Source organism: Novosphingobium sp. HNCC26DJ243 (genome assembly GCF_057180545.1).
On the sequence record NZ_JBXUGN010000001.1, the window covers coordinates 1,412,868 to 1,436,565 of the forward strand.

The window sequence follows — 23,698 nt, forward strand, 5'->3', positions numbered from 1 at the left end:
AATGGGCAATCCTGGTTGCGGTTTTTGCAATTTACCCGGCAATCCCCTGAATACCTGCCATTTTATAGTTGTTTCAGACGAAACGATACTTAGCCGTCCCGTTTGCAATGCATTGCTTCGACGCAATGCGACTCGGACTGCTGCGACTGCGAAAAGAGCGTAATGGATATTATCGCCCACAACCCCGCTGGCTGTCCGGCCCGATCCTGCGCACAACCGAAAGAGGATAGACCGTATCGCTCATGCCGTCTGAACAGGTCTCGCGATGCACTTCGAGCTCGATCGGCTTGCCGTCGATCACGCCCGAATAGACGACGCCATCGCTTTCGTCCCGGCGCCAGACGGCAACGGCCTGGGCTGCAGGGGCTTCCGGGGTGGAATAGGAAAGCTTGGTCCCATTGATCTCGGCCGACCAGAACGGCTCGGTGCCGATGGCCTTGAATGCGGTCGGCACAGGTTCAGCGCTGGGCGGGACTTCCCGCGCGGGCGACGGCACGGGCGCACCGGAAGCGAGCGGCGGCGGCATTGATTCGCTTGCTGCGGCGGAAGGCTCGGACTTCTGCGCGGGCGAACACGCGGCGATCAGGGCGAGCAGGGGCAGAATGACGTGATGCTTCATCCGGCCCCTTTCTCCCGCAACCCCGCATTCGCCAAGCCTCAATGCGCCAGCAACAACGGGATCTGCGACCGGTCGAGCATTTCACGCGATACCCCGCCCATAAGCAGTTCGCGCAGGCGGCTGTGGCCGAACAGGCCCATCACGATCAGGCCCGCCCCCACCTCGCGCGCGCATTCTTCGATCGTGAAGGCGATCGAGGCATTGCGTTCCTTTTCATGCACTTCGGCATGAATTCCGTGCCGCGAGAGATAGCAGGCCGCATCGGAAGCGGGGAAGGTGCCATCCTTCTCGCGTACCGTGATCAGGTGGACCCCGCTTGAGCGTGCGAGCAACGGGAGCGCAGCGCGCATGGCGTTGGCGGATTCATGCCCACCGTCCCAAGCGACCAGCACGGGGCCATCGAAAGCCAACATCGCTGACCCGCGCGGTACGGCGAGCACCGGGCTGCGCAACGACAGCACCACTTCCTCGAGCGCGGGATCCTCGAGCGTAGCCACCAGCACATCGGCAAAGCGCGCCGCCGCAGCGGCGGCCTCGACCCGGCCCTGATCCTCGATCCTCACGTCGAAGGCGACGTCCTGCGGAGCAAGGCGTGCGCCGAGCTGGCGCGCAAACTGCTCGTCGAGCTCGCGCGCCTCGCTGATCGCGGTCGCTGAGATCGCCGCGCCGCCGAACGGCTCCCACACCGCCATCTGCGCAAAGGGCGTGGCGATCTGGAACGTGACGTGACCGTCGGTCGCCCGCGCCAGTGCAAGTGCGGTCTCGACGCGATCGTCGAGGGTTTCGGACGTATCGACCGGGCAAAGAATGGAGCGCATGGGGATCCTCCTGTCATGTGATGCACAACCATCCACCCTCACCGTGCGCCCCGCCATGACCTGCGTCAAATAGCGCGCAATCTTGAGGGCTTGCCGGGCTTCAGCGATCGGTTAAGGCGGAGGCCGCTTTCGAGGAGGACCAATGCGCTATTCGGCGGTGATTTTCGATTTCGGCGGGGTCATCACGTCCTCGCCGTTCGAGGCTTTCAACCGGCTTGAGGCTGAGCGCGGGCTGCCGCGGGATTTTGTGCGCCAGGTCAACGCGCGCGACGGCAACTCCAACGCCTGGGCGCTGTTCGAGCGCGCAGAGATCGATGCAGCCGAATTCGACCGCCGATTTGCCGCCGAAGCGCGCGCACTCGGTCATGAACTCGACGGTGCGTCCGTTCTTGCGGTGCTGGCAGGAGCCGTCCGCCCACCAATGGTGGCTGCCCTCGATCGGCTCAAGGCCGAAGGCTACCGGCTCGGCTGCATCACCAACAATGTCCCCTCCGGGCACGGTGCCGGCATGGCCCGCAGCGCCGACGCGCACGACGAACTCGAACGGATCTTCGCGCGCTTCGAGCACGTGATCGAGAGCAGCAAGGCAGGCGTGCGGAAGCCCGATCCGCGCATCTACCTGATGATGTGCGAGCACCTGGGCCTGTCACCCGGAGCGTGCGTCTATCTCGATGACCTTGGCATCAACTGCAAGCCCGCCGCGGCGCTGGGCATGCGGGCGATCAAGGTGACGAGCGGGGAACAGGCGCTGGAAGACCTCGGGGCAGTGCTGGACCTGCCGTTCGACTGAGTTACGCAAGGACGCTCAATCAGTGCCTTCACTGTCCCTGCTGCGCGCGTTGAGCTTGGCCCAAAGACCTTCGGTCCCGGCCTCAACCGCGTTGTTGACGTATTGCGAGGCGACCAGCCAGCCCTTGAACGGACGCAGGGTGGCAAGGCAGCCAATCCCGAGGATCGGCACCGAGGTGATCACGTGCACCCACCACGGCGGCGCATAGGCGACCTCGAGCCAGACGGCGAAGAACGTCAGCGGAAACGCGGTGATGCACAGCGCGAAGAATGCCGGACCGTCGTCGGCATTGGCGAAATCGTAGTTCAGCGTGCACTCGGGGCAGGTCTTCTGCAGCTTCAGCCAGCCCTGAAACATCGAGGCCTTGCCGCAACGCGGGCACAGCCCCTTCCAGCCGCACCGGAATATCCAGTCGAATTTCGGATTTTTGGTGAAAATGGCCATGCCTTGCAATTCCTGTAGGTTAGCAACCGTCCATATGGACCGTCCCGTGCTTGGCAAGTGTGAAGGGGCAGTTGGAACGAAACGCTCCTTTGTGCGATGACACAGTGTGTCAAAACTTTTCCAGCGCTTCCGCGCCCGATTTCTCGACGTGCTCGCGTCGATCTACATCTACAACGAGCATCGCGGTTACACTTCGCTGGATCGCGTGATCGATGCTGTGCGCGTGCGTTGCCCGGATGATCCTGCCTTCATCGCTGCGATCGAGAAGCATCGCGGTGACGAGCGCAAGCACTACGTGATGTTCAAGCGCTGGTTCGAGCTTCAGGGCCGGATGCCGCTCAGCGTCGACAGGACCTGCGGCCACATCGACCGCTTCATCGAGAAGGTATTCGGCTGCTCGATCGACGACCTCGACACACAAGGTGTTATCGCCAGCCCCGAGGCGTTCGAAAAGCTGTGCCGCGTGATCATGCTGACCGAACAGCGCGGCATGCGCCAGGTCGAGATCCTGCTGACTAACAGCCACGTCCGGTCGGACAAGGCGATGAAGCGCATCTTCGAGGTGGTCGAAAAGGACGAGCCCGACCACTGGATGCCCTATGACAAATGGCTGGAAAGGCAGGGCCGTGCCAAGGCCATGTGGCGCGAGCGCTGGGCGGACTACTGGATTCACAAATCGCTGATGCTGATCAAGCTGCCGAGCCTGTTCCTGCTGCGATCAACGCCACGCATGGCGGCGTGGCCTGATGCAGGGGAGGCCTTCGCTACCCACCACCGCTCGTAATGACGAAGGAATCTTGGGCGTTAGACAGCCCTGGCACCTCGCGCTAATCTCCCGCCGGGGGAGAATGGTATGGCAGGGGCAATCGACGACCGCAGGCCAAGCCTGCTATCGCGCATCGTGCGCAAGGCGCTGGTCACGCTTTACCGGATGCGCGGCTGGAAAGCCCATGGGGCACCGCCTGCCGACGGACGCTGCGTCATCATCGCGGCGCCGCACACCTCGAACTGGGATTTCCTCTATTTCATCGGGCTGACCGAGGACCTCGGTCTGAGGCCGCATTTCATGGCAAAGGACAGCCTGTTCCGCTGGCCAATGGGCCGCTTCATGCGCGACATGGGCGGCGTGCCGGTGGTGCGCTCGTCGCGCCAGAACGTGGTGGACACGATGGTGGCCGAATTTGCACGGCGCGACCGCTTCATGCTGACCATCGCGCCCGAGGGAACGCGCGGCAAGGTGGGCCAGTGGCGCAGCGGGTTCTATCACATCGCGCTGAAAGCGGGCGTGCCGCTGGTGGTGGGCATGATGGACTACGGCACCAAGACCGGCGGCCTTGGCCCGGCCATCTGGCCATCTGGCGACTACGAAGCCGACATGGCAAAGATCTTCGAGGTCTATCGCACGGTCACGCCAAAGCATCCCGAGCGTGGCCTGACGCGCCTGCCGGAGAACGCCGATGCCTGACAATTTGCTTCTGGCGTTGCTGATCAACGCCGCCGTGCTCGTGGTCGGAATGCTCGCGCTGTGGCGCGTGGCGATTCGGATCGGCGACGTCAGCTTCATCGATGCGGTGTGGGGCGGCGGCATGGGCCTGCTCGCATTCGTCTCGTGGTTGCACACAGGCGGAGGCCCCGGCACGCGGGCCAACCTGATTGCGGCGATGGCCATGATCTGGGCAGCACGGCTGGCATGGCACCTCTACACACGCTGGCGCGCGCACGGGGAAGACGCCCGCTACGCCAGGATGCTGGGCAAGGCGCGGTCAGAAGGGCGGTTCGGTTCAGCAGCGCTCAAGTACGTCTTTGCCCCGCAGGCGCTGCTGTTGTTCGTGACCTGCCTGCCCGCGCAACTGGGCGTGCTGGCCAGCGGCCGACCCGCACCAGTGGGCGCGCTGGCAATGGCGGGCGCGGCGCTGTGGCTGCTTGGCATCGTGTTCGAGGCGGTGGGCGACGCGCAATTGAATGCCTTTCGCGCCGATCCCGCCAACAAGGGCCGCGTTCTCCAGACCGGCCTGTGGCGCTACACCCGCCACCCCAACTACTTTGGCGACGCCTGCGTCTGGTGGGGCATCTGGCTTGCCGCTGCTGACGCAGGGCTATGGGTCGCGCTGGCGAGCGTGATCGGACCGGCGTTCCTGACCTTCACCTTGACCAAGTGGTCGGGCAAGCCGCTGCTGGAAAAGGGCATGGAAGAGCGGCGGCCGGGGTATGCCGAATATGTGCGGCGCACATCGGGCTTTGTCCCATGGTGGCCGAAAAAGGGCTAGTGTCACGACGCCCCTCGACGGTCACCGCAACAACCTTCAGCGATAGACGCAGGAATCAAGGGCCTCGTTCTTCACCACGGCCACGCGGCGGGCGATCGAATTGCCGTGGCGGCGGGTGAAACCGCCGGCGCCGTTGACTTCGCGCTCCTTGGGCAGCGGCAGCACGGCAGCAATGCGCGCGGCCTCTGTCGCGCTCAGCTTGCGGGCGCTCTTGCCGTAATAGCGCTGGGCCCCGGCCTCGACGCCGTAGGTGCCAATGCCGGTCTCGGCGACGTTGAGATAGACTTCCATGATCCGGCGCTTGCCCCAGACCGTTTCGATCAGGACGGTGTACCAGGCTTCCAGACCTTTGCGGACGTAGCCGCCGTTCTGCCACAGGAACACATTCTTGGCGGTCTGCTGGCTGATCGTGGAGCCGCCCCGGATGCGCCCGCCCTTCTGATTGCGCTTGAACGCCTGCATGATTGCGGCACTGTCAAACCCGTTGTGAAGGCAGAACTTGCCGTCCTCGCCCGAGATCACCGCATCGACCATGTCGCGATCGATGCGGTCGAGCGGCGTCCAGTCCTTGGTCACCGAATTTTCGTCCATCAGCATCGTCAGCGTGATCGGCACGGGCACGAACTTGTAGATCACCACCTGCGCCACCGAGATGAACAGGAAGGCCGCGACGAGTTTCGCGATCAGCCAGCCGAAGCGGCGCAGCGGCCCTGCGGGTGCGGCCTGGGGCCGACGCGGGTTCTTGAGTTCTTCGAGCATGCGCCAGTCAACCTATCCGCGAACCCGCACCGAATGCAATCGGGTCCGTCGCACCGGCGGCTTCATGCCATGTGCGAATGACGGTTGATCCGTTCGGCCAGCCGCTTCAGCGATGGGATCGCGATGCTGCGCCCTTCCTTGACCACGAGCCCTTCCTTCACCAGCAGCGAGAACTCGCGCGTCACGGTTTCGCGATTGGTGCCGATCCGCGCGGCAAGCTCGGCCTGCGTCGGAATGCGCGAGATGGTTGCACCGCCACCTGCACCGGGGGTGCCGGCAAGGCGCAGCAGTTCGGCCTGCAGGCGGGTGCCCACGCCCATCGTCGACAGCTCATAGATGCGGTTGGTGAGATAGCGGACCTGATGCGCGAGATAGCGCGCCAGCCACAGGCTGAGCACGGGTTCTCGCTCGATCAGCGTGACAAAGCTGGGCCCGGGAATGACGACGAGCGTGCTCGGCGCTGTCGCGACGACGTCGGCCGATCGCGGCTGTCCGTCGATGGCGGCAAGTTCGCCGAAGATTTCGCCAGGTCCGATCGCGCGCAACACGGTCTCGCGCCCCTGCGCGGAAACCAGCGAGACGCTGACGCAGCCCTCGACGACAAGATAGACGTCGTTGGCGGGCAGGCCCACCGCGAGCAGGACCTGCCCCTTGCGCACGCGGACCGCGCGCCCGTTCTGGCTGAGTATCTGCCGTACGTCATCTGGCACGGTCAGGTTCGATTCCGGCATTTGCGCCCCAGCCCAAGAAGTTCCCCGGTGCAATGCCTTACAGTCCGGAATGGTACTGTGTCGAGGATCACAATCATCGGGTGTGCTGGACAACGGCGGCGGCACGGCATGCGGGCTATGCATCGCGCCACTGCAACGATTGCCGAGGCCCATGTCCCGTTACCTGATCTGGAATTCCGGACCCGGTCCGCTTGATATAGAATTCAGGCGCGTTGGCGAAGCGGTGCTCAGGCCCTCTCTCCTCATCGTCACGCCGACCGGCACCGTTGCAGTACCACGCGAGGACAGCGACGACGTCGCCCGCTTCCGCCTCTCGGAAAAGGACGTCGAACGACTCCGCGCCTCGGAGGGTGAACTGCGCGCGCCCTGCCTTGCCTTCAGCTGCGACGCGTTTCTCTCCACGGCATCGGCCAAGCGGCGCTGGGGCTGGTCGATCCGCGTATCGCGAAGGGGCAAACCCCTGCCTGGTCAGCATCTCGACGGCACGCCGCTGCCCATGCGGCGCGACGGCTTCACCCGCGCCCGGGTCGGCCGGATTCCGGACCATTCGGTCATGGCGCGCGATCATGACCTGATCGGTCTCGCCTGATGGATTGCATCCAATGCAACGAAATGTCGGAACGCGAACGATTATCGTTGCGAACATCGTTGCAAATTGGGATTGAACCGGTGTCAGGCAGGGCGGCAGGGGTTTCGCCTCGCATGGCATGGGGGCGAAAAGCTGCGCGGTGCAGGGATTGGGCTACGATAGCGCCGGTCGCGGATCCGAATCGGGTCGGACGGCAGCCAATTTTCCGGAAAGTCACGCCGAGCCCAGCAGCGCTCTTTCGGCCGAGCTTGAATCCGTCCGCTTCGCCACGATCCTGTTCGCCGACATCGTCGGCTCGACCTCGCTCATCAGCGCGCTCGATCCCGAAGACGCGCGCGACCTGCTCGACAACTCGATCGGGGTCATCCAGCAGGCCATCCACGAATTCGACGGCCTCGTCGTCCGTGTCCAGGGCGATGGAGTGATGGCCGTCTTCGGCGTCCATCCGGCTGCCGAAGACCACGCGCTCCGCGCTGCGCTTGCCGGCCGCCGCATTGTCGAGCGGCTGAAGAGCGGCGAGCTCGGCGTCCTGCCCGCTCCGCAGGCTAGAGTCGGCCTTCACGCAGGCCCGATCCTGCTGCGCCGCCAGGACAACGATTTCGGCTCGATCGTCGATGTCGTGGGCCACGCCGCCCATCTGGCAGGACAGATCGAAAAACTCGCCCCTCCGGGCAGCGTGGCGATCTCGGCCTCCACCGCATCCTTGATTGCCGAACCGTGCGAGCTGCGCCCGGCTGGCATGGTGCAGGCAGGCACAGACGGCGCGGGCGAAGCCGCCTTCGAACTCCTTGCCATCGACTTTGCCAGCAGCGACCGCGTGCCGGTCAAGGGCAATGCGACCTATCCCGTGATCGGGCGCGACCAGCAGCTCGAGCAGGCGCGCGCGCTTGTCACGCAGGTTGCACGCGGCGGCGCGGCCTCGCTCGCGCTGGCAGGCGAGGCTGGGATGGGCAAGAGTCGGCTCCTGCTCGAAGCCAGCCGCCTTGCCGCAGGGCTTGGCGTGACCTTCGTGGCCATAAGGGGCAATGCCCTGGTCGCGGCCGTGCCGTTCGGCGGCCTTGGCCCGGCAGTGCGCCATCTGGTCGATCTGCTGCGTCCGTTCTGCGCCGACCCGGCTGTCGCAGCCAACCTTTCAGCCGAGCAGTCCGGGTGCCTTGCCGGCTTCGTCGACAATCTCGGCGACTGGTTGCCGCAACTGCCGCCAGGCGATCGCAACCGCATCGCGACCCAGACGATCCTTGCCATCGTGCGTCTGGCAGCCACCCACATGAAGCTCCTGCTGCTCGTCGACGACGTGCAGTACCTCGACAAGGAAACGCTGTCGGTGCTTGCCGGCATCCGGCGCGGTGCCACGGTGGGCATGATCGTTGCGGGCCGGCCGGAAGCGCGCGCGAGAATGGCCACGCTTTGCGGCCAGCCGGTCGAGCTGCCTCCGCTCGAACCGCAGGCCGCGCGCAGCCTCGTCTCGCTGATCAACCGTTTCGCGCCGCTCGAACAGGACGTGATCGAACACATTCTCGAACGGGCCGACGGGCTGCCGCTCGCGCTCCAGGAATTTGCGGTCACCGCGCAATCGGACGCGGGCCTTGCGCGTCTCCCGGCCCGGCTCGACAATCTCCTTGCCGAGCGCCTTGCTTCGCTCGACGAGGATGCCACTCGCCTGTGCCAGTTCTGCGCAGCGCTTGGGCCCGCCTTTCCTGCCGCACGCCTGCGCAAAGGTGCTGCACTCGTGTGCCGCAACCCCGCAACCGCCATTGCGCGTCTGATGGACGGCCGGGTGATCGAGGCGACCTACGGCGACCACGTGCGCTTTACCCACCAGCTGGTGCAGGAAGCCGCCTATCGCACGATGGCGCGACGCCGCCGCACCGCCATGCACCTGCGCGCGCTCGATCTGCTTGCCGACGGCGGGGGCGATACCGAACAGGCCAGCCATGCCGAGCTGGCGACGCATGCGGAAAAGGCCGGCCAACCCCAACGTGCGATCCGTCATCTCTGGGACGCATGTGTCGAAGCGCTGGGAATCGCCGCGCTCGATTCGGTCCTGCTATTCTACCGGCGGGCACGGGACGTCGCCGGACAGCTCGATGCCGGCGCTGCCGCATTCGAGCGCGCGCGCTTCGCCTTGCTGGCGATTGACACGCTTCAGCAGCTTTCGCTCGAACAGGAAACCCGGCCGGAAATCCTCGCTGTTGCAGAGGGCTCGATCGACATGGGTCCGGCAACGCGCACGGTCGCCCGGATCAACATGGCGCTGCTCGACTGGATCAATGGCGATCCGGTGCGCGGCGAACAGTGGCTCGATCAGGCCGAGGCCGATCTCGACAGCTACGAAAGCCTGCCCCGGCGCACCTTTGCCGACGTCGTCGGTGCCTATATCGCCTTCTCGCGCGCGCGTCCGGACGAGGCCATTGCACGGATCGAACGTCTGGGCACCCGTCTGGATGACGGGCTGCGCGGCGCGACCTTTGGCGCGGTGATCGTGATCCCCCACGTTCTCGCGCGCGCCTTCGGTGCCTGGTATCTGGTCGATCTCGGCCAGACCGCCAAGGCCCGCTCGTGGATCGCCGAGGCACTCAACCTGTCGCGGCGCTACAATCACAGGTATTCGCGGCTGCTGGCGGATCTGGCGCACGGCTATCTGCACTATCGCGGTGGCCGGACAGCCCAGGCGCTCGGCATCTTGCGCCGGGCCTATGCCGACTGCCTGCGCAACCATTTCCTCGGCTTCGAACCTGCCTGCGCCAGCTGGCTGGCCCTGTGCCTGATCGAACAGGGGCTGCTCAAGGAAGCGGGAGAGATCGTCGAGGAAACGGTGCGGCGCGGACATTACCGGCACGTACGCACGGCAGCCGTCTATTATCTCCACGAGGCCCGGGCGAGACTGGCACTGGCGCGGGGCGATTTCGACCATGCCGCGGCCTGCGCGGCAGAGGCGCTCGAGCATTGCCGCAATTGCGGGGAAACAATGCACGCGTTCCACGCGCAGGTCCTGCGCGCGCAGGTCGCTGCAGCGCGAGGCGAGCCCATGCCGCCGCACGAGATCGCCGCGCTGGCGCAAGGCATCGCCGGGCTTGGCATTACCACGCTGACGGGCCGACTGGCCTCCCTCGGCGCCCAGGCATGACGAGCGCGGCCGAGATCACGGCCGAGGGGCTGCGACTGCTCGATCCGATGGCTCCGGCTTTGTCGCGATACACGCCATTGGAAGAGGGCAGCGGGATGCGCGTGTTCCTTGCCGCGCGACACGACGCCGTGACCGAAGTGCTGAGCGACGAGGCAACCTTTTCGCTGCGCCATTATGACGAGCTGCTGCAGCAGGTGGCCGGGCCGGTGCGCTATCTGGTCGGCGAGAACGACGCGAACCGAAAACTGCGCTTGGCGCAGCTCATGGCCGCGCAGGCCCACATTGACGCTGTGCGACAGGCACCGGCTTCATCCGATCCCCCCAATCTCGCCCCCAGTTATCGCGCATGGATCGCCGCACTGGCGCGCGAGGAAGCCGATGGCATCCTCGAGATTCTGCAAACCCGCCGCCGCACCGGTGAGACGATCAATTTCGTGCGCGAATACGCCTTCCTGCTGGCCTATCGCATGTCGCGGCGGATTGTCGGCGTTCCTGCTCCGCGCAAGCCCGGCTGGTTCGTGCGGATCGCCGTGATGCTCCGCAATCTCCTGAGGCCGGGGCCATGGGTCCGGCTCAAGGGCGAACTTGGCGCGGCAACGACCGCGCTGATGCTACAGTTGCCGCTGTTCGGTCACGTCTTTGGCACCGTCACCACCAGCCCTGCGCTGCTGCAGGCACTCTGCAAGCCAACGGTGCGCACCGCACTCGATGCCTTCGACGAGGCATGGAACAATCCCGACATCGCCGAGGACACCAGCCTGCTCGCCGCCCTGCGTTCGGTCGAGACCGGTTTTGCCGGGGCCGACGGCTATGCCACGCAAGCGCGCAGCGTCCTGTTCGAACTGACCGGAGCGCTGGTCATGATCGTGGGCAAGGCCCTCGCCGACATCGCCGGCCTCGCCCTTTCGCCGGCCGGTGCCGGTGCCGGAATCGATTGGGACCGGCTGGTGGCACAGCTGTCCGACACGGCGCGAACGCCAGCAGACCATGACGCAACGATCAACGAGATGCTGCGCCTTGCCGGCGGGAGCCGCCTTGTCCGTACCGTGCGCCACGATTGCCATTGGCGCGGCACAGACCTGAAGGCCGGAGACCGCGTTCTGGTGCTTGTCGAATGTGCCTCGCGCGATCCCGCGGTCTTCGCCGAACCCGGCCGTTTTGCACCCGATCCGGCGCGGCCTTATATTACCTCCGGGCCGCTTCAGGGACCGCATGCCTGCTATGGCCGGGTCATCGCCTGGACCATCCTGCGCGAAGCGATCGTCGCGACCGCCGGCAGGATCGTACCCGTCCCCGGCGCAACTCTGGCGACGATCGGCGGACTGCCCGACGACCTGCGTTTCGTTCCTGCAACATGAGGTGACCTGCGTGAGCGTGATCCAGGATTTCGTCACGATCGCGATTCCCTTTTCCGACGACAGCGAATGGTGCTCGATCGCGCTTGCTGACGTGACCAGGGCGCTCGAGGCACTGGGCAATCCGGCAAACGATGGCGTGGCAGATGCCTTGCGCAACACAGGGTGCATTCACTTTGCCAGCATGCACGCCATCGGCCCCGGCGAACCGGGCGGCAAGGCGCATCTCTTGATCGAAGCGACCGTGGACGGAAACGCCGAACAGGGCGTCGAGGCTCTGGCTGCCGCGATCGGCATGGACCTCCTGCCGATCCTGACGATGACCAGCGGGATTTCCGACATCCGCGAAGTCCTGCCGCTGCTCAGAAAGCATAGCCACCGGCTGACCGGTGGGCCGTTCCGCTTCAACCGCGCGCTCGGCGGCCTGCCCTTCAACGGGTTGCCGGGGCTGTCAGTCAAGGCGATCGAGCGCAATCGGCGAATCGTTGCTTGCGCTCGCGAAGTGATCGGACGGCAGCGGGCCATCTCAAGCCTGCATGGCCCGCAGACGCTGTTCTGCGCGGTGGCCAAGGCGCTCGAGGGCACCCTCTCGCAGATCGGAGACAAGGAACCGCCAAGGCTCGCCTTTTCCGAGACGGCTGACGCGCCGTGGCTCGAGTTCGAGCGTTCACACTGGAGCCTCGGCTGGATCGCGCGCGGGCTGAAGCAGGCCTGGCAACTGCTGGCGCTGGCAATCGCCGTCCCCTGGCTGATCGCGCTTGGCGTGCTGTGGGGCAGCGGCCTTTCCTTGCTCGGCGCAGCAGCGGCAGCCATCGTCCCCGGCCTGATCGCCTCGGCCTTGATGCTGGGCCTGTTCGCCGCGCTGCTGCGGCGTGACGAACGGGCCAACACGCCAGTCGATCGCACGCCTTCGGCGGCAGCGCTCGGCGCGATGATGGCGCGGGAGAACCCGGCCAGCTCGGTACAGAACCACATGATCAGCGTGACGCGGCTGCGGGGCGGATGGGTGCGGCGCCTGTCGCTCTCGCTCGCGTTCAGCGCCATCGCGCTGATGGCGCGGATCGGGATCATGCGCAGCGGGTTTCTTGCAACGATCGGCACGATCCATGCGGCGCGCTGGCTGGTGCTGCCGGGCACGCGCCAGCTGGTGTTCTGCAGCAATTACGACGGCAGTTGGGAAAGCTACCTCGAGGACTTCATCACCAAGGCCTCCGAAGGCGTCACGGCGGTGTGGAGCAATGCCGAGGGCTTCCCGAAATCGCGCCTGCTGTTCTTCGACGGAGCGACCGACGGGGACCGCATGAAGCGCTATGCGCGCTGCTCGATGCGGCCGACCGCATTCTGGTTTTCCGCCCATCCCGACCTTACCTGCACCACGATGCGCAAGCACGCGCTGATCGTCAGCGGGCTCCTGTGCAAGGACCGTGTCGAGGCCTCGCCTTCGGACGCCGAAGCATGGCTCGACCTGTTCGGATCGATCCCGCGGCCCGATTACGGCCTGCAGTACGAGGAAATCCAGACGGTCATGTTCGGCGGCCTGCGCCGTCATCCGCGCTCGATGTTGCTGGCCCTGCGCTTCGGCCAACCAGGCTCAGGCGCGGGCGCGGGCCACCCTTACGCTCATGTGCAGCGCTGGCTGGCGGACCTGTTCCGGCAGGATACCATCGCCTTTGGCGACAAGCCTGCCGAAGACTTCGTCTGCAACATCGCCTTTTCCGCCGAGGGGCTGCGCCTGCTCGGGCTCACAGACGAGCTCGATCTTGAAGGCGAAGGCACCGAACAGGGCTTTGCCCCCGCCTTCGCGCTCGGCATGGCGCACGAAAGTCGCAAGCGCCTGCTCGGCGATCCGGCAAATCTCGGCTGGAGCGACGCGGACGCCCATGTCGTGCTGCTGCTCTATGCGAAGAACGATGCGGTTGCCGAGCGTTTCGAGCAAGTGGTCGCCACCGCTCTGGCGGCAGGTCTCAGCGATCCCGTCGCGATCCGCACCGGGCTCGACAGCTTCGACCTCGATGCCTTCAGGCACGCATGGGAACACGGCGACGCCGCCCTTTCCGCACCCGCCGAAGGCAAGGCGGTAACGCCTGCCCGGGCCTCTGCCGATGACGAGCTGACCGCCGAGCCGTTCGGCTTCGTCGATGGCGTATCGCAGCCGCTCGTGCGCGGTTTCCCGGGACGTCACGGCGCCGCCGATCCGATTCATGGCGTCGAGCCGGGCGAGTTCATCCTCGGGTACGCCGACAATCGCGGCTTCTACCCGCCCTCGCCGCTGGTTGCGCGCAGGATGGACGACCTCGGCATGAAGCCCGAGGTGATCCTCCCCGCCCCGCCGACCGACCAGCCCTCACTCTATCCCGACTTTTCGCGCCGCGCCGCCATGGCGCGCGATTTCGGGCGCAACGGCAGCTATCTGGTGATCCGGCAACTCGCGCAGGACGTGGACGGCTTCCGCGAAGCGCTGGACCTCCATGCCCAGGCCGTGTGCCACCAGCCAGACGTAATCAATCCACACAACGGCAGCCTCCACCGCACGCGCGAATGGCTGGCCGCCAAGATGCTCGGCCGCTGGCGCGATGGCTCCTCGCTGGTCGATCATCCTTTCCGACCGGCCTTCAAGAGCGGCGCCGCCGCGATCGCGCGCAACGATTTCCTCTACAAGGACGCCGACCCGCAAGGCCTGCGCTGTCCGTTCGGCGCGCATGTGCGGCGCAGCTTCCCGCGCGATTCGATGGCGCAGACCGATCCGGTCGAACTCTCGGTCAGCAATCGCCATCGCCTGCTCCGTCGCGGACGTCCTTACCTTGGCAAGGACGGCAAAACCGCCGAAGGCACGCTGTTCATGTGCTTCAACGCCGATCTCGAGCGGCAGTTCGAATTCGTCCAGCAGACCTGGGTGGGATCACCGGTGTTCCACGGACTGGAGCGCGAGCCCGATCCCTTCGCCATGCACAAAGGTGACACCGCGCTCGAGAAGCAACGCTTCACCATCCCCGGCCGCAACGCCTCGCTCGAACTGTGCCCCGTGAACCGCTACATCACCCTCCTCGGCGGCGGGTACTTCTTCCTCCCCGGCCGCCACGCGCTGTGGTTCCTCGCCGGCAGCGCCTTTGCCGGAAGCGATGCGAAACTGGCGCTGCCAGAGACGTGTTGATATTCCGGGCAAAGGGATAAGGACAGGAAATCACGTGGCGCGATTGGAAAACGAAACACCTTGGGCCGCACGGCGACGCGTCGCTTTAGCTATCGCAGGAATCGCGTTGCCTTCCCTTATGCGCGACGGATGGACATTCCTCGATGTTGTGGCTTCGGCCTCCAGCATCGCCGCCGGAACAGCAGCCGCATGGTTCATCGAACGGCACACCCATCGTCCGCTTCAGTCATGGCTCTGGCTGACGCTGGGAAGCATCGTGCTTGGCGTTTTACTCGTGCTCTTTCCAGCGCTTGACGGGGCAGCGCCAGTTACGCTTGCTACCCAGACACTGCTTTGGTTTGGCATGGTTTCAATCGCCGGGGCAGGCATATACTGGCTCGAACACGTCGAGCAGCCGCTTCCCTGAACTGAGCCACACACAAAAGACGGCCGGACTTGCGCCCGGCCGTCTTTTATTTCTCACCTTGAACCGGCATTACATCGCCGGGATCAGGCGCTTTTCCGTCGCAATCCGCTGGATCGCCTTCTGCAGTTTTTCAAACGCGCGGACCTCGATCTGGCGCACGCGTTCACGGCTGACGTTATAGACCTGCGAGAGCTCCTCGAGCGTCTTGGGATCGTCGACCAGACGGCGGTCGGTCAGAATGTGACGCTCCCGCTCGTTCAGGCTTTCCATCGCTTCGACCAGCATTTCGTGGCGGTAATGCGCTTCCTCGGCATCGGCCACGGTTTCGTCCTGCAAGGGACGATCGTCGGTCAGCCAGTCCTGCCAGCTGCCTTCGCCGTCCTCGCGCATGGAGACGTTGAGCGAAGCATCGCCGCCCATCATCATCCGGCGGTTCATGTTGATCACTTCCTGCTCGGGCACGCCCAAGTCGGTTGCGATCTTCCGGACATCGTCGGGATGCAGGTCGGTGTCCTCGAACGCCTCGAGGTTCTTCTTCATGCGGCGCAGGTTGAAGAACAGCTTCTTCTGCGCCGCCGTGGTGCCCATCTTGACGAGCGACCAGCTACGCAGGATGAACTCCTGCATCGAGGCCTTGATCCACCACATCGCGTAAGTCGCCAGACGGAACCCGCGATCGGGCTCGAACTTCTTGACGCCCTGCATGAGGCCGATGTTGCCTTCGGAAATGAGCTCGCTCACCGGCAGGCCATAGCCGCGATACCCCATGGCGATCTTCGCCACGAGACGCAGATGGCTCGTCACCAGTTGTGCGGCGGCCTCGGGATCGCCATGTTCCGAATAGCGCTTGGCGAGCATGTATTCCTGCTCGGGCTTCAGCACCGGAAACTTGCGGATCTCCGAGAGATAACGGTTGAGGCTGGCTTCGCCACCCAAAGAGGGGACGGTCAGCGCGGTTCTTTCCTCACTCACCTGAACTTGTCCTTTCTCGCGTCGGTTCCCTGTAGTCGGCCCCCTGATGGGCGACCGGCGGTGGGACCACACATTTGCGGAGCCCCCTTGCGAACGACTCCAATGCTTTTGTCTCTACACCATCGCCAGTACTCTTGCATCCTGCCCTTCAGCGCAGAGTTCGACGATAAGTTCCCGCATATCGACGGGCGTCGGGCTGGTGAAGTGCAGCGCATGGCCACTGACAGGGTGAACGAAACCCAGCTCCGCGGCGTGTAATGCCTGGCGGTGAAAACCGAGTCTCGAAAGCAGCGGCCTGAGCCGTGAGGGTGCGCGTCCATAGACAGGATCGCCCAATAGCGCATGGCCGATTGACGCAAGGTGAACGCGCACCTGGTGGGTTCTCCCCGTTTCCAGCCGACATTCCACCAGCGCCGCACCATCGAGCGCCGCCAATGTCTTGTAATGCGTCACCGCATGCTTGCCCCGGGTGTGGCCGTCGGGACCCTCTTCGACCAGCGCCATCTTCTTGCGGTCGTGGTTCGAGCGCGCGATCGCCCCGCGCACCGTGCCTGCAGGCGGGATCGGCGCGCCGGCGGTCACGCACTTGTAGGCGCGCACGATCGAATGGTCGGCAAACTGCTTCGCCAGCCCTTCGTGTGCCACATCGGTCTTGGCGACGACCAGCAGGCCCGAGGTATCCTTGTCGATCCGATGCACGATCCCCGGCCGTGCCACCCCGCCAATGCCGGAAAGCTGACCCCGGCAATGATGCAGCAGCGCATTGACCAGCGTGCCATCGAGATTGCCCGCCGCCGGGTGAACGACCAGCCCCGCCGGCTTGTCGATTACGATCAGCGCGTCGTCCTCGTAGGTCACGCTCAGCGGTATGTCCTGCGCCACCGCATGGGCGGGCGTCGCTTCGGGCACGCTGATCGTGAAGGCCACGCCCTCGGGCGGCTTTGCCGAGGCATTGGCTGCGCGCACGCCGCCGATCGCAATGCGGCCCTCGCCCAGCAAGGCCTTCACCCGCTCGCGCGACAGCCCGCTCGCCTCGGCCAGCGCCTTGTCGAGCCGCAGCCCGCCGGGCGGGATCGTACCGGAAATGATGCTGTCGGATGCCCCCATCGCGAAGGATATGGGAAGGCCGATGACAACCGGCAAGAGTGCTCAGAAGCTGAAAGTCGTCCGCAGGATCGCGACAAGCGCATCGGGCGCGTCCCGGTCTGCGCCGGGATGCCGAATCCACTGCACGTCGGGCTGAAGCGTCAGCCACGAGAGAAGCTGGTCCGACACGGTGAGTTCGACTGCGGTCTCGTTTCCTGGCTCGACGCCTTGGGCGCGCATCAGGTCGCGGAAATGATCACCGGTCCATGCATGGTGGACACCAAGCGACAGCTGGCTATCGGGACGGCCCGGCAAGGCAGGCGCCATATGCATGCCTGCCTGGAAGCCCGCCCGGAACGGCGTGACATGCGATTCGGACATGCCAACGCGCAGGAAGGCGGTCAGCATGCGGCCCTCTCCCGACAGCAGATCGCCCTCGAGAACGCCGTACACCCCGCGCGAAGCCTCGCGCAGCGGCGTGCCATCCGGCTTCGTCTCGATCAGGTCCTCGGGGTTTCGGGTATAGGTCCATGCGCCAAGCGAGCCTCGCACGCGCCCCTCAGCCCGCCCGACTTCCGCGATCAGCAGCACGCCATCGCGGAAGCTGAAATCGATGCCGCCCTCGTCGCCCAATGTGCTGGCACGGGCGTTCACCACGCCAAGGCGCACAAACGAGCCGCTTGCCCCAAGCGGGACATGCAGGCGTGCGGCGAGCGCGCTCGACGGAAAGATCGACGGCCCGTTCGGCCCCGTCGCCGCAAGTTCCGAGCCGATCCCGAACGGCGGTGCGATCAGCAGGCCAGCCGCTTCGTTGGCATAGAACTCGCTGTTTACGTCATAAAGCCCCATGCGCAGCGAAGCACCTCTACCGAGGTCCTGCTCGACCCAGGCCTCGAACAGCCGCAACCCGGCGTCGGGAACTTCGATGTTGTCGACGCCCTGCAGCGTGCCGATCGAATCGTTGGGACGCGCGCCGCGATTGTCCAGAACGTAGACGTGCGCGCTTGCGCCCTGCCATCCGGCAATGGTGCCCAGGTCGATGTCTGCGGTCACGTCGATGTTCGTCAGCGCGCGCACGGTCCTGACGCCCCCGCCAGCAACCTGTCCCACCGCGTCAACCGTGATCTCGGCGGCGATCTCGACCGGTCGGTCCTGCGCAACGGTCATGGCGGGCAGCAAGCCCGCTGCGGCCAGCGCAGCCAATGCCGACCGCACCAGGATCACGCCGCCTTTGCCCTTGCATTCATTGGATCGTTTACCTTCGGAGCCTCCGCGCCAATCTCGAAACAGTCGAGCTGGCGCATGACATCGCCGATGGATGAGACGACAGTCCGGCTCGCATTGCTGACTTGCTCGGCTACGGTGCTGTTACTTTGGGTGATCTGCTCGATCTGGCGCGAAGTCTCGTCGATCGAGCGCAAGGCGACATTCTGCTCGCTCGCGCCGGCTTCGACCACTTCCATCACGCGGTTGATCTCGTTCATCTTGCCGGTAATCGCGCGCAGGCTCGATCCCGCATCGCGCACCAGCCTTACCCCGTCGCCGACCTCTTGCGACGAGTTGGCGATCAGCGTCTTGATCTCGCGCGCGGCATCGGCGCTGCGCTGGGCAAGCGCGCGCACTTCACTGGCAACGACCGCAAAGCCCTTGCCGGCATCGCCCGCTCGCGCGGCCTCGACACCGGCATTGAGCGCGAGGAGATTGGTCTGGAAAGCGATCCCGTCGATCACGCTGACAATGTTTCCAATCTCCTGCGAAGCCGCCTCGATGCGATCCATCGCCTCTTCGGCGTGCTGGATCACCGCCCCTCCCCGATTGATCTCGGCGCCCACGCTGTCAACCGCATTGCGCGCTGTCGATACAGCCTCGGTCGAGCCGGCGACACGCTGGGCAAGGCTGGCAATGGCAGCCGCAGTCTCCTCGAGGCTCGCCGCCTGATTGGCATTGCGGTTGGAAAGATCCCCTGCTGCGCTGCCGATGTCGCGCGCCACCGCACCCAGCTTCGCAGTCGACTCATACATGCTCGCAAGCACCGTCGCGAGTGCGCCCAGCGCATAATTGAAATCGCACCGCAGCCTTTCGAAAGGTCCGGCCAGAGGCTCGTCGATGCGATAGGCCAGATTGCCGTCCGCAAGCTTGCTGAGTCCCGTGCCGATAGAGGAAACAATGGCACCTGCCTGCCTTTCGGTCTCGGCGCGCGCTTCGGAGAGATTGTCGCGAAGCGCTGTGACCGAACGTGCGAGATTGCCGATCTCGTCGGCACGCTTGCCGGCATCGATCGTCACATCAAGCCGTCCTTCGGCCATGGAGCGTACTCTTTGGGCGATGCCAAGGATCGGATCGACCAGATAGCGGCGGCCCGCACGCGCGATCCAACCCAGCGACAGGAGCACGGCGATCATGCTGGCAAAAGCGATCCAGCGCGCTTGCAGGGCAACGGCGCTGGCGTTGTCGGACGTCTTTTGCGCATGCGCCTGCACCGCATCGGACACCTTCTCCATTTCGCCCTCGAGCTGTTCGAACAGAGCCTGGAACCGCCGGAGCTTGGCATCGTCGGGAACCGTTCCCGCCTTTGCCGCCGACGCGATTTCCCGGCCCGTGGCGACGTAGGCGCGAAAGGCGGGCTCGGCCATGTTGCGCGCCGCTGCGACTATGGGCGCATCGGGAAAGTTCGCGGTGATCGCCATGTGCTTTTCGAAATCGGCGAGTCTCTCGTCGAGATCGGCCGCAGCCTGGGCGGGATCGATCGCCGCGGTCTGGCGCGATGCGATGATGCTGACCACTTCGGCGCGGATGGCATCGTGGCCCATGTCCGCCTCCATGTGGTTGCGCAGCAGACCAGTGGCCGCGTTCACGCCGACGAGAGCCTGTTCCTGACGACTCATGCCGAAGATGCTGAGCGATGTCGATGCGACTGCACCCAGTGCCAGGATCAGGCATCCCGCCCAGACCTTGGCCATGATCGTCTGCTTTCGGAACACCCGACCCCTCCTTGTTGCGTCGCAATTCCGCTCCTGCCCATGGTGGCGACAGGCCCGTGCGGACTTCCAGACCTGCACCATCCTGCCCAAACGAGGTGAAATTCGGCCGTACAGCGGCTTAGGTAATGTCCCTTGAGTGTCCGCGCCCGTTGACCGCCACCATCGACAGGTCTTGTGGTGATGCCAGTGCCGCGCCAGACTGGTGGCGTGAATTTGGTCCTGCCTTACAGCGTTCATGCAAGGATGCTCGCCTGTGCTCGCGATGCAGCGCCGCTGGAGGCCTGCGGCCTGCTCTTGGGCAATGGCTCGCGTATCGAGGAGGCGCGGCCTGCAGACAATGTCGCAGCCGACCCTTTCCGCCATTTCGAGATCGACCCGGCAGCGCTGATCGCCGCGCACCGTGCTGCACGCGCAGGGGGGCCAGAAATTATCGGCTACTTCCACTCGCACCCCAACGGCCTTGCCCGTCCCTCCTCCACCGACGGCGCCAGCGCCGCGAAAGACGGCAAGGTCTGGGTCATCGTTGCGCCGGTCGCCGGGGGGATTATCGACGTATCGTGGGCAATTACGTGTTGGCACGATGGCCAGAACGGGTTCGAACCGCTTTCCTACACCCTCGAGGCTGGCTAAGGCTGTAGGGAATGACGAGAACGACCTCCTCTCCGTGCCGCCCCGAAGCGACCGATCATGCGCGCGGGGACACGGGAAAGGGGCTTCAAGTTTGTTTCTCTGGACAGTGTAAACTGTGTAAACCCCATTAAGCTAAAAGGCCCGTAACCTGAACATGACCGCTTCTCCCGTAGATCTTGCCAGCCTGCTCTGTTCGCGCCTGTGCCATGACATGCTCAGCCCCGTGGGGGCCCTTTCCAACGGCCTGGAACTCCTCGCCGAAGAGAAGGACCCCGAGATGCGCCAGCGCTGCTTCGAACTTCTGGAGCAGAGCGCCAAGGCATCGGCCGACAAGCTCAAGTTCTTCCGCCTCGCCTTCGGCGCGGCGGGCGGCTTCGGCGATCAGGTGCCGGTGAACGAGGCGCGCGCGCTGGTCGATGCGCTGGTCGGCGCCAACGGGCGCGTCAGCGTCAACTGGATGTTCGGCGTGGATTCGCTGGCCAAGCCTGCGGTGAAGACGCTGCTCAACCTCGCACTGATAGGGCTCGATGCGCTGGTGCGCGGGGGCACGCTCGATGTCGGCGCCGAAGTGCGCGACGGATCGACCGAGATCGTCGTGCGCGCCGCCGGACAGCGCGTGGCCTTCGACCCCACGATCGGGCAGGCACTGGAGGGCACGCTGCCCGGCAGTGACCTGTCGAGCCGCACCGCGCCTGCGGCGATGGTCCAGCAACTGGCAGCCTCGGTCGGTGGCGCGGTTCAGGTCCATGTGACCGCCGAAAGCCTCGTCATGGGCGCGGTCCTGCCTTCCGCCTGAAGATGCGCCGCTGGCTCGTCCATCGCGAGGTGCCATCGCCCAACTGGAACGAGCGCAAGCTGCCGATCACGATGGTCGTGCTGCATTATACCGGCATGGAAAGCGCGCGGGCCGCGCTCGACCGGCTGTGCGATCCGGCGGCGGAAGTCTCCGCGCACTACATGATAGACGAGGACGGGACGGTCATCGCGCTGGTCGACGAGGACAAGCGGGCCTGGCATGCGGGACGCGGAAGCTGGCGCGGGATCACCGACGTCAACTCCGCCTCGATCGGGATCGAGCTGGTCAACCCCGGGCACGAATTCGGCTATCGCCCCTTCCCCGATGCGCAGATCGAGGCCTTGTTGCCCCTGCTCGCCGACATCGTGAAGCGCCACAACATTCCGCGCGCCAACGTCGTCGGCCATTCCGACATTGCCCCCGCGCGCAAGGACGATCCGGGCGAGCTGTTCCCGTGGGAACTGCTGGCGCGGCACCGGCTGTGCCTTCCCACGCCCAAGCTGTCGATGCGGCTGCTCTACGACAACGAAGGCGCGTTCTTCCTCGCGCTCGAGCGCTTCGGCTACGACATCACTGACCAGAAGGCGGCGGTGCGCGCCTTCCAGCGGCGCTGGCGGCCACAACGCATCGATGGCGAGGTTGACGGACAGATCGGAGCGTTGCTGTTCGAACTGCTGTTGGAACGCGATCTCGGTCATGCTAGGTGACCGCCCGTGCCAGGGGGCCGGGCAGCCGCGTTGTCGCAAGACACCGAGGAAAGTCCGGGCTCCACGAAACAAGGGTGGCGGGTAACGCCCGCCGGGCCCACGGCTTATCGCCAAGGGTCAAGGGAAAGTGCCACAGAGAGCAGACCGCCTCTCCTTTGAGAGGTAAGGGTGAAAGGGTGTGGTAAGAGCACACCGCGCGACCGGCAACGGAAGCGGCATGGCAAACCCCACCTGGAGCAAGATCGAATAGGGACTGCGCGTTCCCGCAAGGGAACAGGCTTGTTTCGGGCCAGCAGTCCGGGTTGATTGCTTGAGCGTTCCGGCAACGGTCCGCTTAGAGGAATGGCTGCCAGTGCCGACACGGTCCACTTGTGGGATACCGTCGGCGCTACAGAACCCGGCTTACAGGCTCCCTGGCACGTCAATTTCGTATCCCCCGCCGCGCCAAGGCGTTAGGGAAAACCAATGTCCGGTAACCACGACCATCACATTGACGACCACTCGCACGACCACTCGCATGGCCATTCCCACGGCCATTCGCATGCGCCGGCCAGTTTCGGTCGAGCCTTTGCCGTCGGGATCGCGCTGAACCTCGGGTTCGTTGCGGTCGAGGCGATCTATGGCGTGATCGCCGGGTCGATGGCGCTGATCGCAGATGCGGGGCATAATCTGTCCGACGTGCTCGGGCTGTTCATCGCCTGGATCGCCAGCGTACTCGCGGCCCGGCCGCCCTCCTCGCGCTTCACTTATGGCCTGAAGTCCAGCTCGATCCTTGCCGCGCTCGCCAATGCGGCATTCCTGCTGATGGCGCTCGGCGCAATACTGGTCGAGACGGTCCGCCGTCTGGTCGATCCGGAACCCGTTGCGGGCGGGCCGGTGATGATCGTGGCCGCGATCGGGATCGTCATCAACACGGCGACCGCGCTGATGTTCATGCGCGGGCGCAATCACGACATCAATATTCGCGGCGCCTATCTGCACATGGCTGCCGATGCGGCGGTATCGGCGGGCGTGGTCGTTGCCGGGCTGCTGATCACGCTGACCGGCGCGCAGTGGATCGATCCCGTCACCAGCCTCGTGATCGTGGGCATCATCGCGGTGGGGACCTGGGGCCTGCTCAAGGATTCGCTCAAGATGAGCCTGCACGCGGTCCCGCCGGGGATCAATGAGCAGAAGGTCCGGCATTACCTGACCAGTCTCAACGGCGTCGAGGCGGTCCACGACCTGCACATCTGGCCGATGAGCACGATCGAAACCGCGCTCACCGCGCATCTGGTCATGCCGGGCGGCTTTCCGGGCGATGCCTTCCTCCACGCACTGGCGCACGAACTTGAACACGACTTCGGCATTGGCCATGCGACCGTGCAGGTCGAGACCATCGACAGCCACGAGTGCGCGCTAATGAGCGATCAGACCGTCTGACCGTCACAATGGGCCACACCTGATCCTGAGGGCATAAGTCCCAAAGGA

General features: G+C 65.1%; 22 protein-coding genes and 1 other RNA gene. 14 read left to right on the forward strand and 9 right to left on the reverse strand.

Annotation, left to right across the window (positions count from 1 at the left end; translation table 11 throughout):
* Positions 1–169: 169 nt before the first annotated feature.
* On the reverse strand, positions 170–619 hold the full coding sequence (locus AC2A04_RS06940) for a COG3650 family protein (RefSeq protein WP_484211558.1): 450 nt from the start codon (positions 617–619) through the stop codon (positions 170–172).
* A gap of 38 nt (positions 620–657) precedes the next feature.
* Positions 658–1,437 (reverse strand): universal stress protein, encoded by a 780-nt coding sequence (locus AC2A04_RS06945; protein WP_484211559.1) that lies wholly within the window; start codon positions 1,435–1,437, stop codon positions 658–660.
* Between the two features lie 142 nt (positions 1,438–1,579).
* Here AC2A04_RS06945 and AC2A04_RS06950 point away from each other — a divergent pair, with 142 nt between their 5' ends.
* Positions 1,580–2,227, forward strand: coding sequence for an HAD-IA family hydrolase (locus tag AC2A04_RS06950; protein ID WP_484211560.1), 648 nt, complete (start codon positions 1,580–1,582; stop codon positions 2,225–2,227).
* Between the two features lie 15 nt (positions 2,228–2,242).
* Here the strand turns inward: AC2A04_RS06950 and AC2A04_RS06955 are convergent, their stop codons facing one another.
* On the reverse strand, positions 2,243–2,671 hold the full coding sequence (locus AC2A04_RS06955) for a DUF983 domain-containing protein (protein WP_484211561.1): 429 nt from the start codon (positions 2,669–2,671) through the stop codon (positions 2,243–2,245).
* A 106-nt stretch (positions 2,672–2,777) separates the two neighbouring features.
* On the opposite strand from AC2A04_RS06955, the gene AC2A04_RS06960 reads away from it, so the two are divergent.
* The 3 genes from AC2A04_RS06960 (at position 2,778) to AC2A04_RS06970 (ending at position 4,938) form a co-directional block, all read left to right on the forward strand.
* A complete protein-coding gene (locus AC2A04_RS06960) occupies positions 2,778–3,455 on the forward strand; it encodes a ferritin-like domain-containing protein (protein WP_484211562.1) in 678 nt (225 codons plus the stop codon).
* A gap of 69 nt (positions 3,456–3,524) precedes the next feature.
* Entirely contained in the window at positions 3,525–4,136 is a 612-nt protein-coding gene (locus AC2A04_RS06965) for a lysophospholipid acyltransferase family protein (RefSeq protein WP_484211563.1), read from the forward strand.
* On the forward strand, positions 4,129–4,938 hold the full coding sequence (locus AC2A04_RS06970; RefSeq protein WP_484211564.1) for a DUF1295 domain-containing protein: 810 nt from the start codon (positions 4,129–4,131) through the stop codon (positions 4,936–4,938). The genes AC2A04_RS06965 and AC2A04_RS06970 overlap by 8 nt, the downstream gene beginning before the upstream one ends.
* Before the next feature lie 36 nt (positions 4,939–4,974).
* Here the strand turns inward: AC2A04_RS06970 and mtgA are convergent, their stop codons facing one another.
* The gene (gene mtgA, locus AC2A04_RS06975; RefSeq protein WP_484211565.1) at positions 4,975–5,697 is read right to left on the reverse strand and encodes a monofunctional biosynthetic peptidoglycan transglycosylase; all 723 of its coding nucleotides are present in this window, start codon (positions 5,695–5,697) and stop codon (positions 4,975–4,977) included.
* A gap of 62 nt (positions 5,698–5,759) precedes the next feature.
* On the reverse strand, positions 5,760–6,428 hold the full coding sequence (locus AC2A04_RS06980) for a Crp/Fnr family transcriptional regulator (RefSeq protein ID WP_484211566.1): 669 nt from the start codon (positions 6,426–6,428) through the stop codon (positions 5,760–5,762).
* Positions 6,429–6,579: 151 nt separating this feature from the next.
* Between AC2A04_RS06980 and AC2A04_RS06985 the strand changes: the two genes are divergently transcribed.
* From AC2A04_RS06985 to AC2A04_RS07005, 5 genes are all read left to right on the forward strand, one after another.
* Positions 6,580–7,017, forward strand: a complete 438-nt coding sequence (locus AC2A04_RS06985) for a hypothetical protein (RefSeq protein ID WP_484211567.1) — start codon at positions 6,580–6,582, stop codon at positions 7,015–7,017.
* Between the two features lie 139 nt (positions 7,018–7,156).
* Positions 7,157–10,144 (forward strand): ATP-binding protein, encoded by a 2,988-nt coding sequence (locus AC2A04_RS06990; protein ID WP_484211568.1) that lies wholly within the window; start codon positions 7,157–7,159, stop codon positions 10,142–10,144.
* Complete coding sequence (locus AC2A04_RS06995) at positions 10,141–11,502, forward strand: cytochrome P450 (protein ID WP_484211569.1); 1,362 nt, start codon at positions 10,141–10,143, stop codon at positions 11,500–11,502. The genes AC2A04_RS06990 and AC2A04_RS06995 overlap by 4 nt, the downstream gene beginning before the upstream one ends.
* Before the next feature lie 10 nt (positions 11,503–11,512).
* On the forward strand, positions 11,513–14,650 hold the full coding sequence (locus AC2A04_RS07000) for a Dyp-type peroxidase (protein WP_484211570.1): 3,138 nt from the start codon (positions 11,513–11,515) through the stop codon (positions 14,648–14,650).
* A gap of 118 nt (positions 14,651–14,768) precedes the next feature.
* Positions 14,769–15,056 carry a hypothetical protein gene (locus tag AC2A04_RS07005; RefSeq protein ID WP_484211571.1) on the forward strand — a complete coding sequence of 96 codons (288 nt, stop codon included), beginning with the start codon at positions 14,769–14,771 and terminating at the stop codon, positions 15,054–15,056.
* 69 nt (positions 15,057–15,125) lie between these two features.
* On the opposite strand, the gene rpoH is transcribed toward AC2A04_RS07005, so the two are convergent.
* The 4 genes from rpoH to AC2A04_RS07025 all read right to left on the reverse strand — a co-directional run bounded on the left by rpoH (position 15,126) and on the right by AC2A04_RS07025 (position 20,095).
* Positions 15,126–16,028, reverse strand: a complete 903-nt coding sequence (gene rpoH / locus AC2A04_RS07010; protein WP_484211572.1) for an RNA polymerase sigma factor RpoH — start codon at positions 16,026–16,028, stop codon at positions 15,126–15,128.
* Positions 16,029–16,142: 114 nt separating this feature from the next.
* A complete protein-coding gene (locus AC2A04_RS07015) occupies positions 16,143–17,135 on the reverse strand; it encodes an RluA family pseudouridine synthase (RefSeq protein ID WP_484211573.1) in 993 nt (330 codons plus the stop codon).
* 42 nt (positions 17,136–17,177) lie between these two features.
* A complete protein-coding gene (locus AC2A04_RS07020; protein WP_484211574.1) occupies positions 17,178–18,338 on the reverse strand; it encodes a carbohydrate porin in 1,161 nt (386 codons plus the stop codon).
* On the reverse strand, positions 18,335–20,095 hold the full coding sequence (locus AC2A04_RS07025) for a methyl-accepting chemotaxis protein (RefSeq protein WP_484211575.1): 1,761 nt from the start codon (positions 20,093–20,095) through the stop codon (positions 18,335–18,337). The genes AC2A04_RS07020 and AC2A04_RS07025 overlap by 4 nt, the downstream gene beginning before the upstream one ends.
* A gap of 219 nt (positions 20,096–20,314) precedes the next feature.
* Between AC2A04_RS07025 and AC2A04_RS07030 the strand changes: the two genes are divergently transcribed.
* From AC2A04_RS07030 to AC2A04_RS07050, 5 genes are all read left to right on the forward strand, one after another.
* Complete coding sequence (locus AC2A04_RS07030) at positions 20,315–20,725, forward strand: M67 family metallopeptidase (RefSeq protein ID WP_484211698.1); 411 nt, start codon at positions 20,315–20,317, stop codon at positions 20,723–20,725.
* 154 nt (positions 20,726–20,879) lie between these two features.
* Positions 20,880–21,521, forward strand: coding sequence for a histidine phosphotransferase family protein (locus AC2A04_RS07035; protein ID WP_484211576.1), 642 nt, complete (start codon positions 20,880–20,882; stop codon positions 21,519–21,521).
* A 2-nt stretch (positions 21,522–21,523) separates the two neighbouring features.
* Entirely contained in the window at positions 21,524–22,228 is a 705-nt protein-coding gene (locus AC2A04_RS07040; protein WP_484211577.1) for an N-acetylmuramoyl-L-alanine amidase, read from the forward strand.
* Positions 22,229–22,237: 9 nt separating this feature from the next.
* Positions 22,238–22,649: RNase P RNA component class A (gene rnpB, locus AC2A04_RS07045), an RNA gene on the forward strand.
* Positions 22,650–22,693: 44 nt separating this feature from the next.
* Positions 22,694–23,650, forward strand: coding sequence for a cation diffusion facilitator family transporter (locus AC2A04_RS07050; RefSeq protein ID WP_484211578.1), 957 nt, complete (start codon positions 22,694–22,696; stop codon positions 23,648–23,650).
* Positions 23,651–23,698 lie beyond the last annotated feature (48 nt).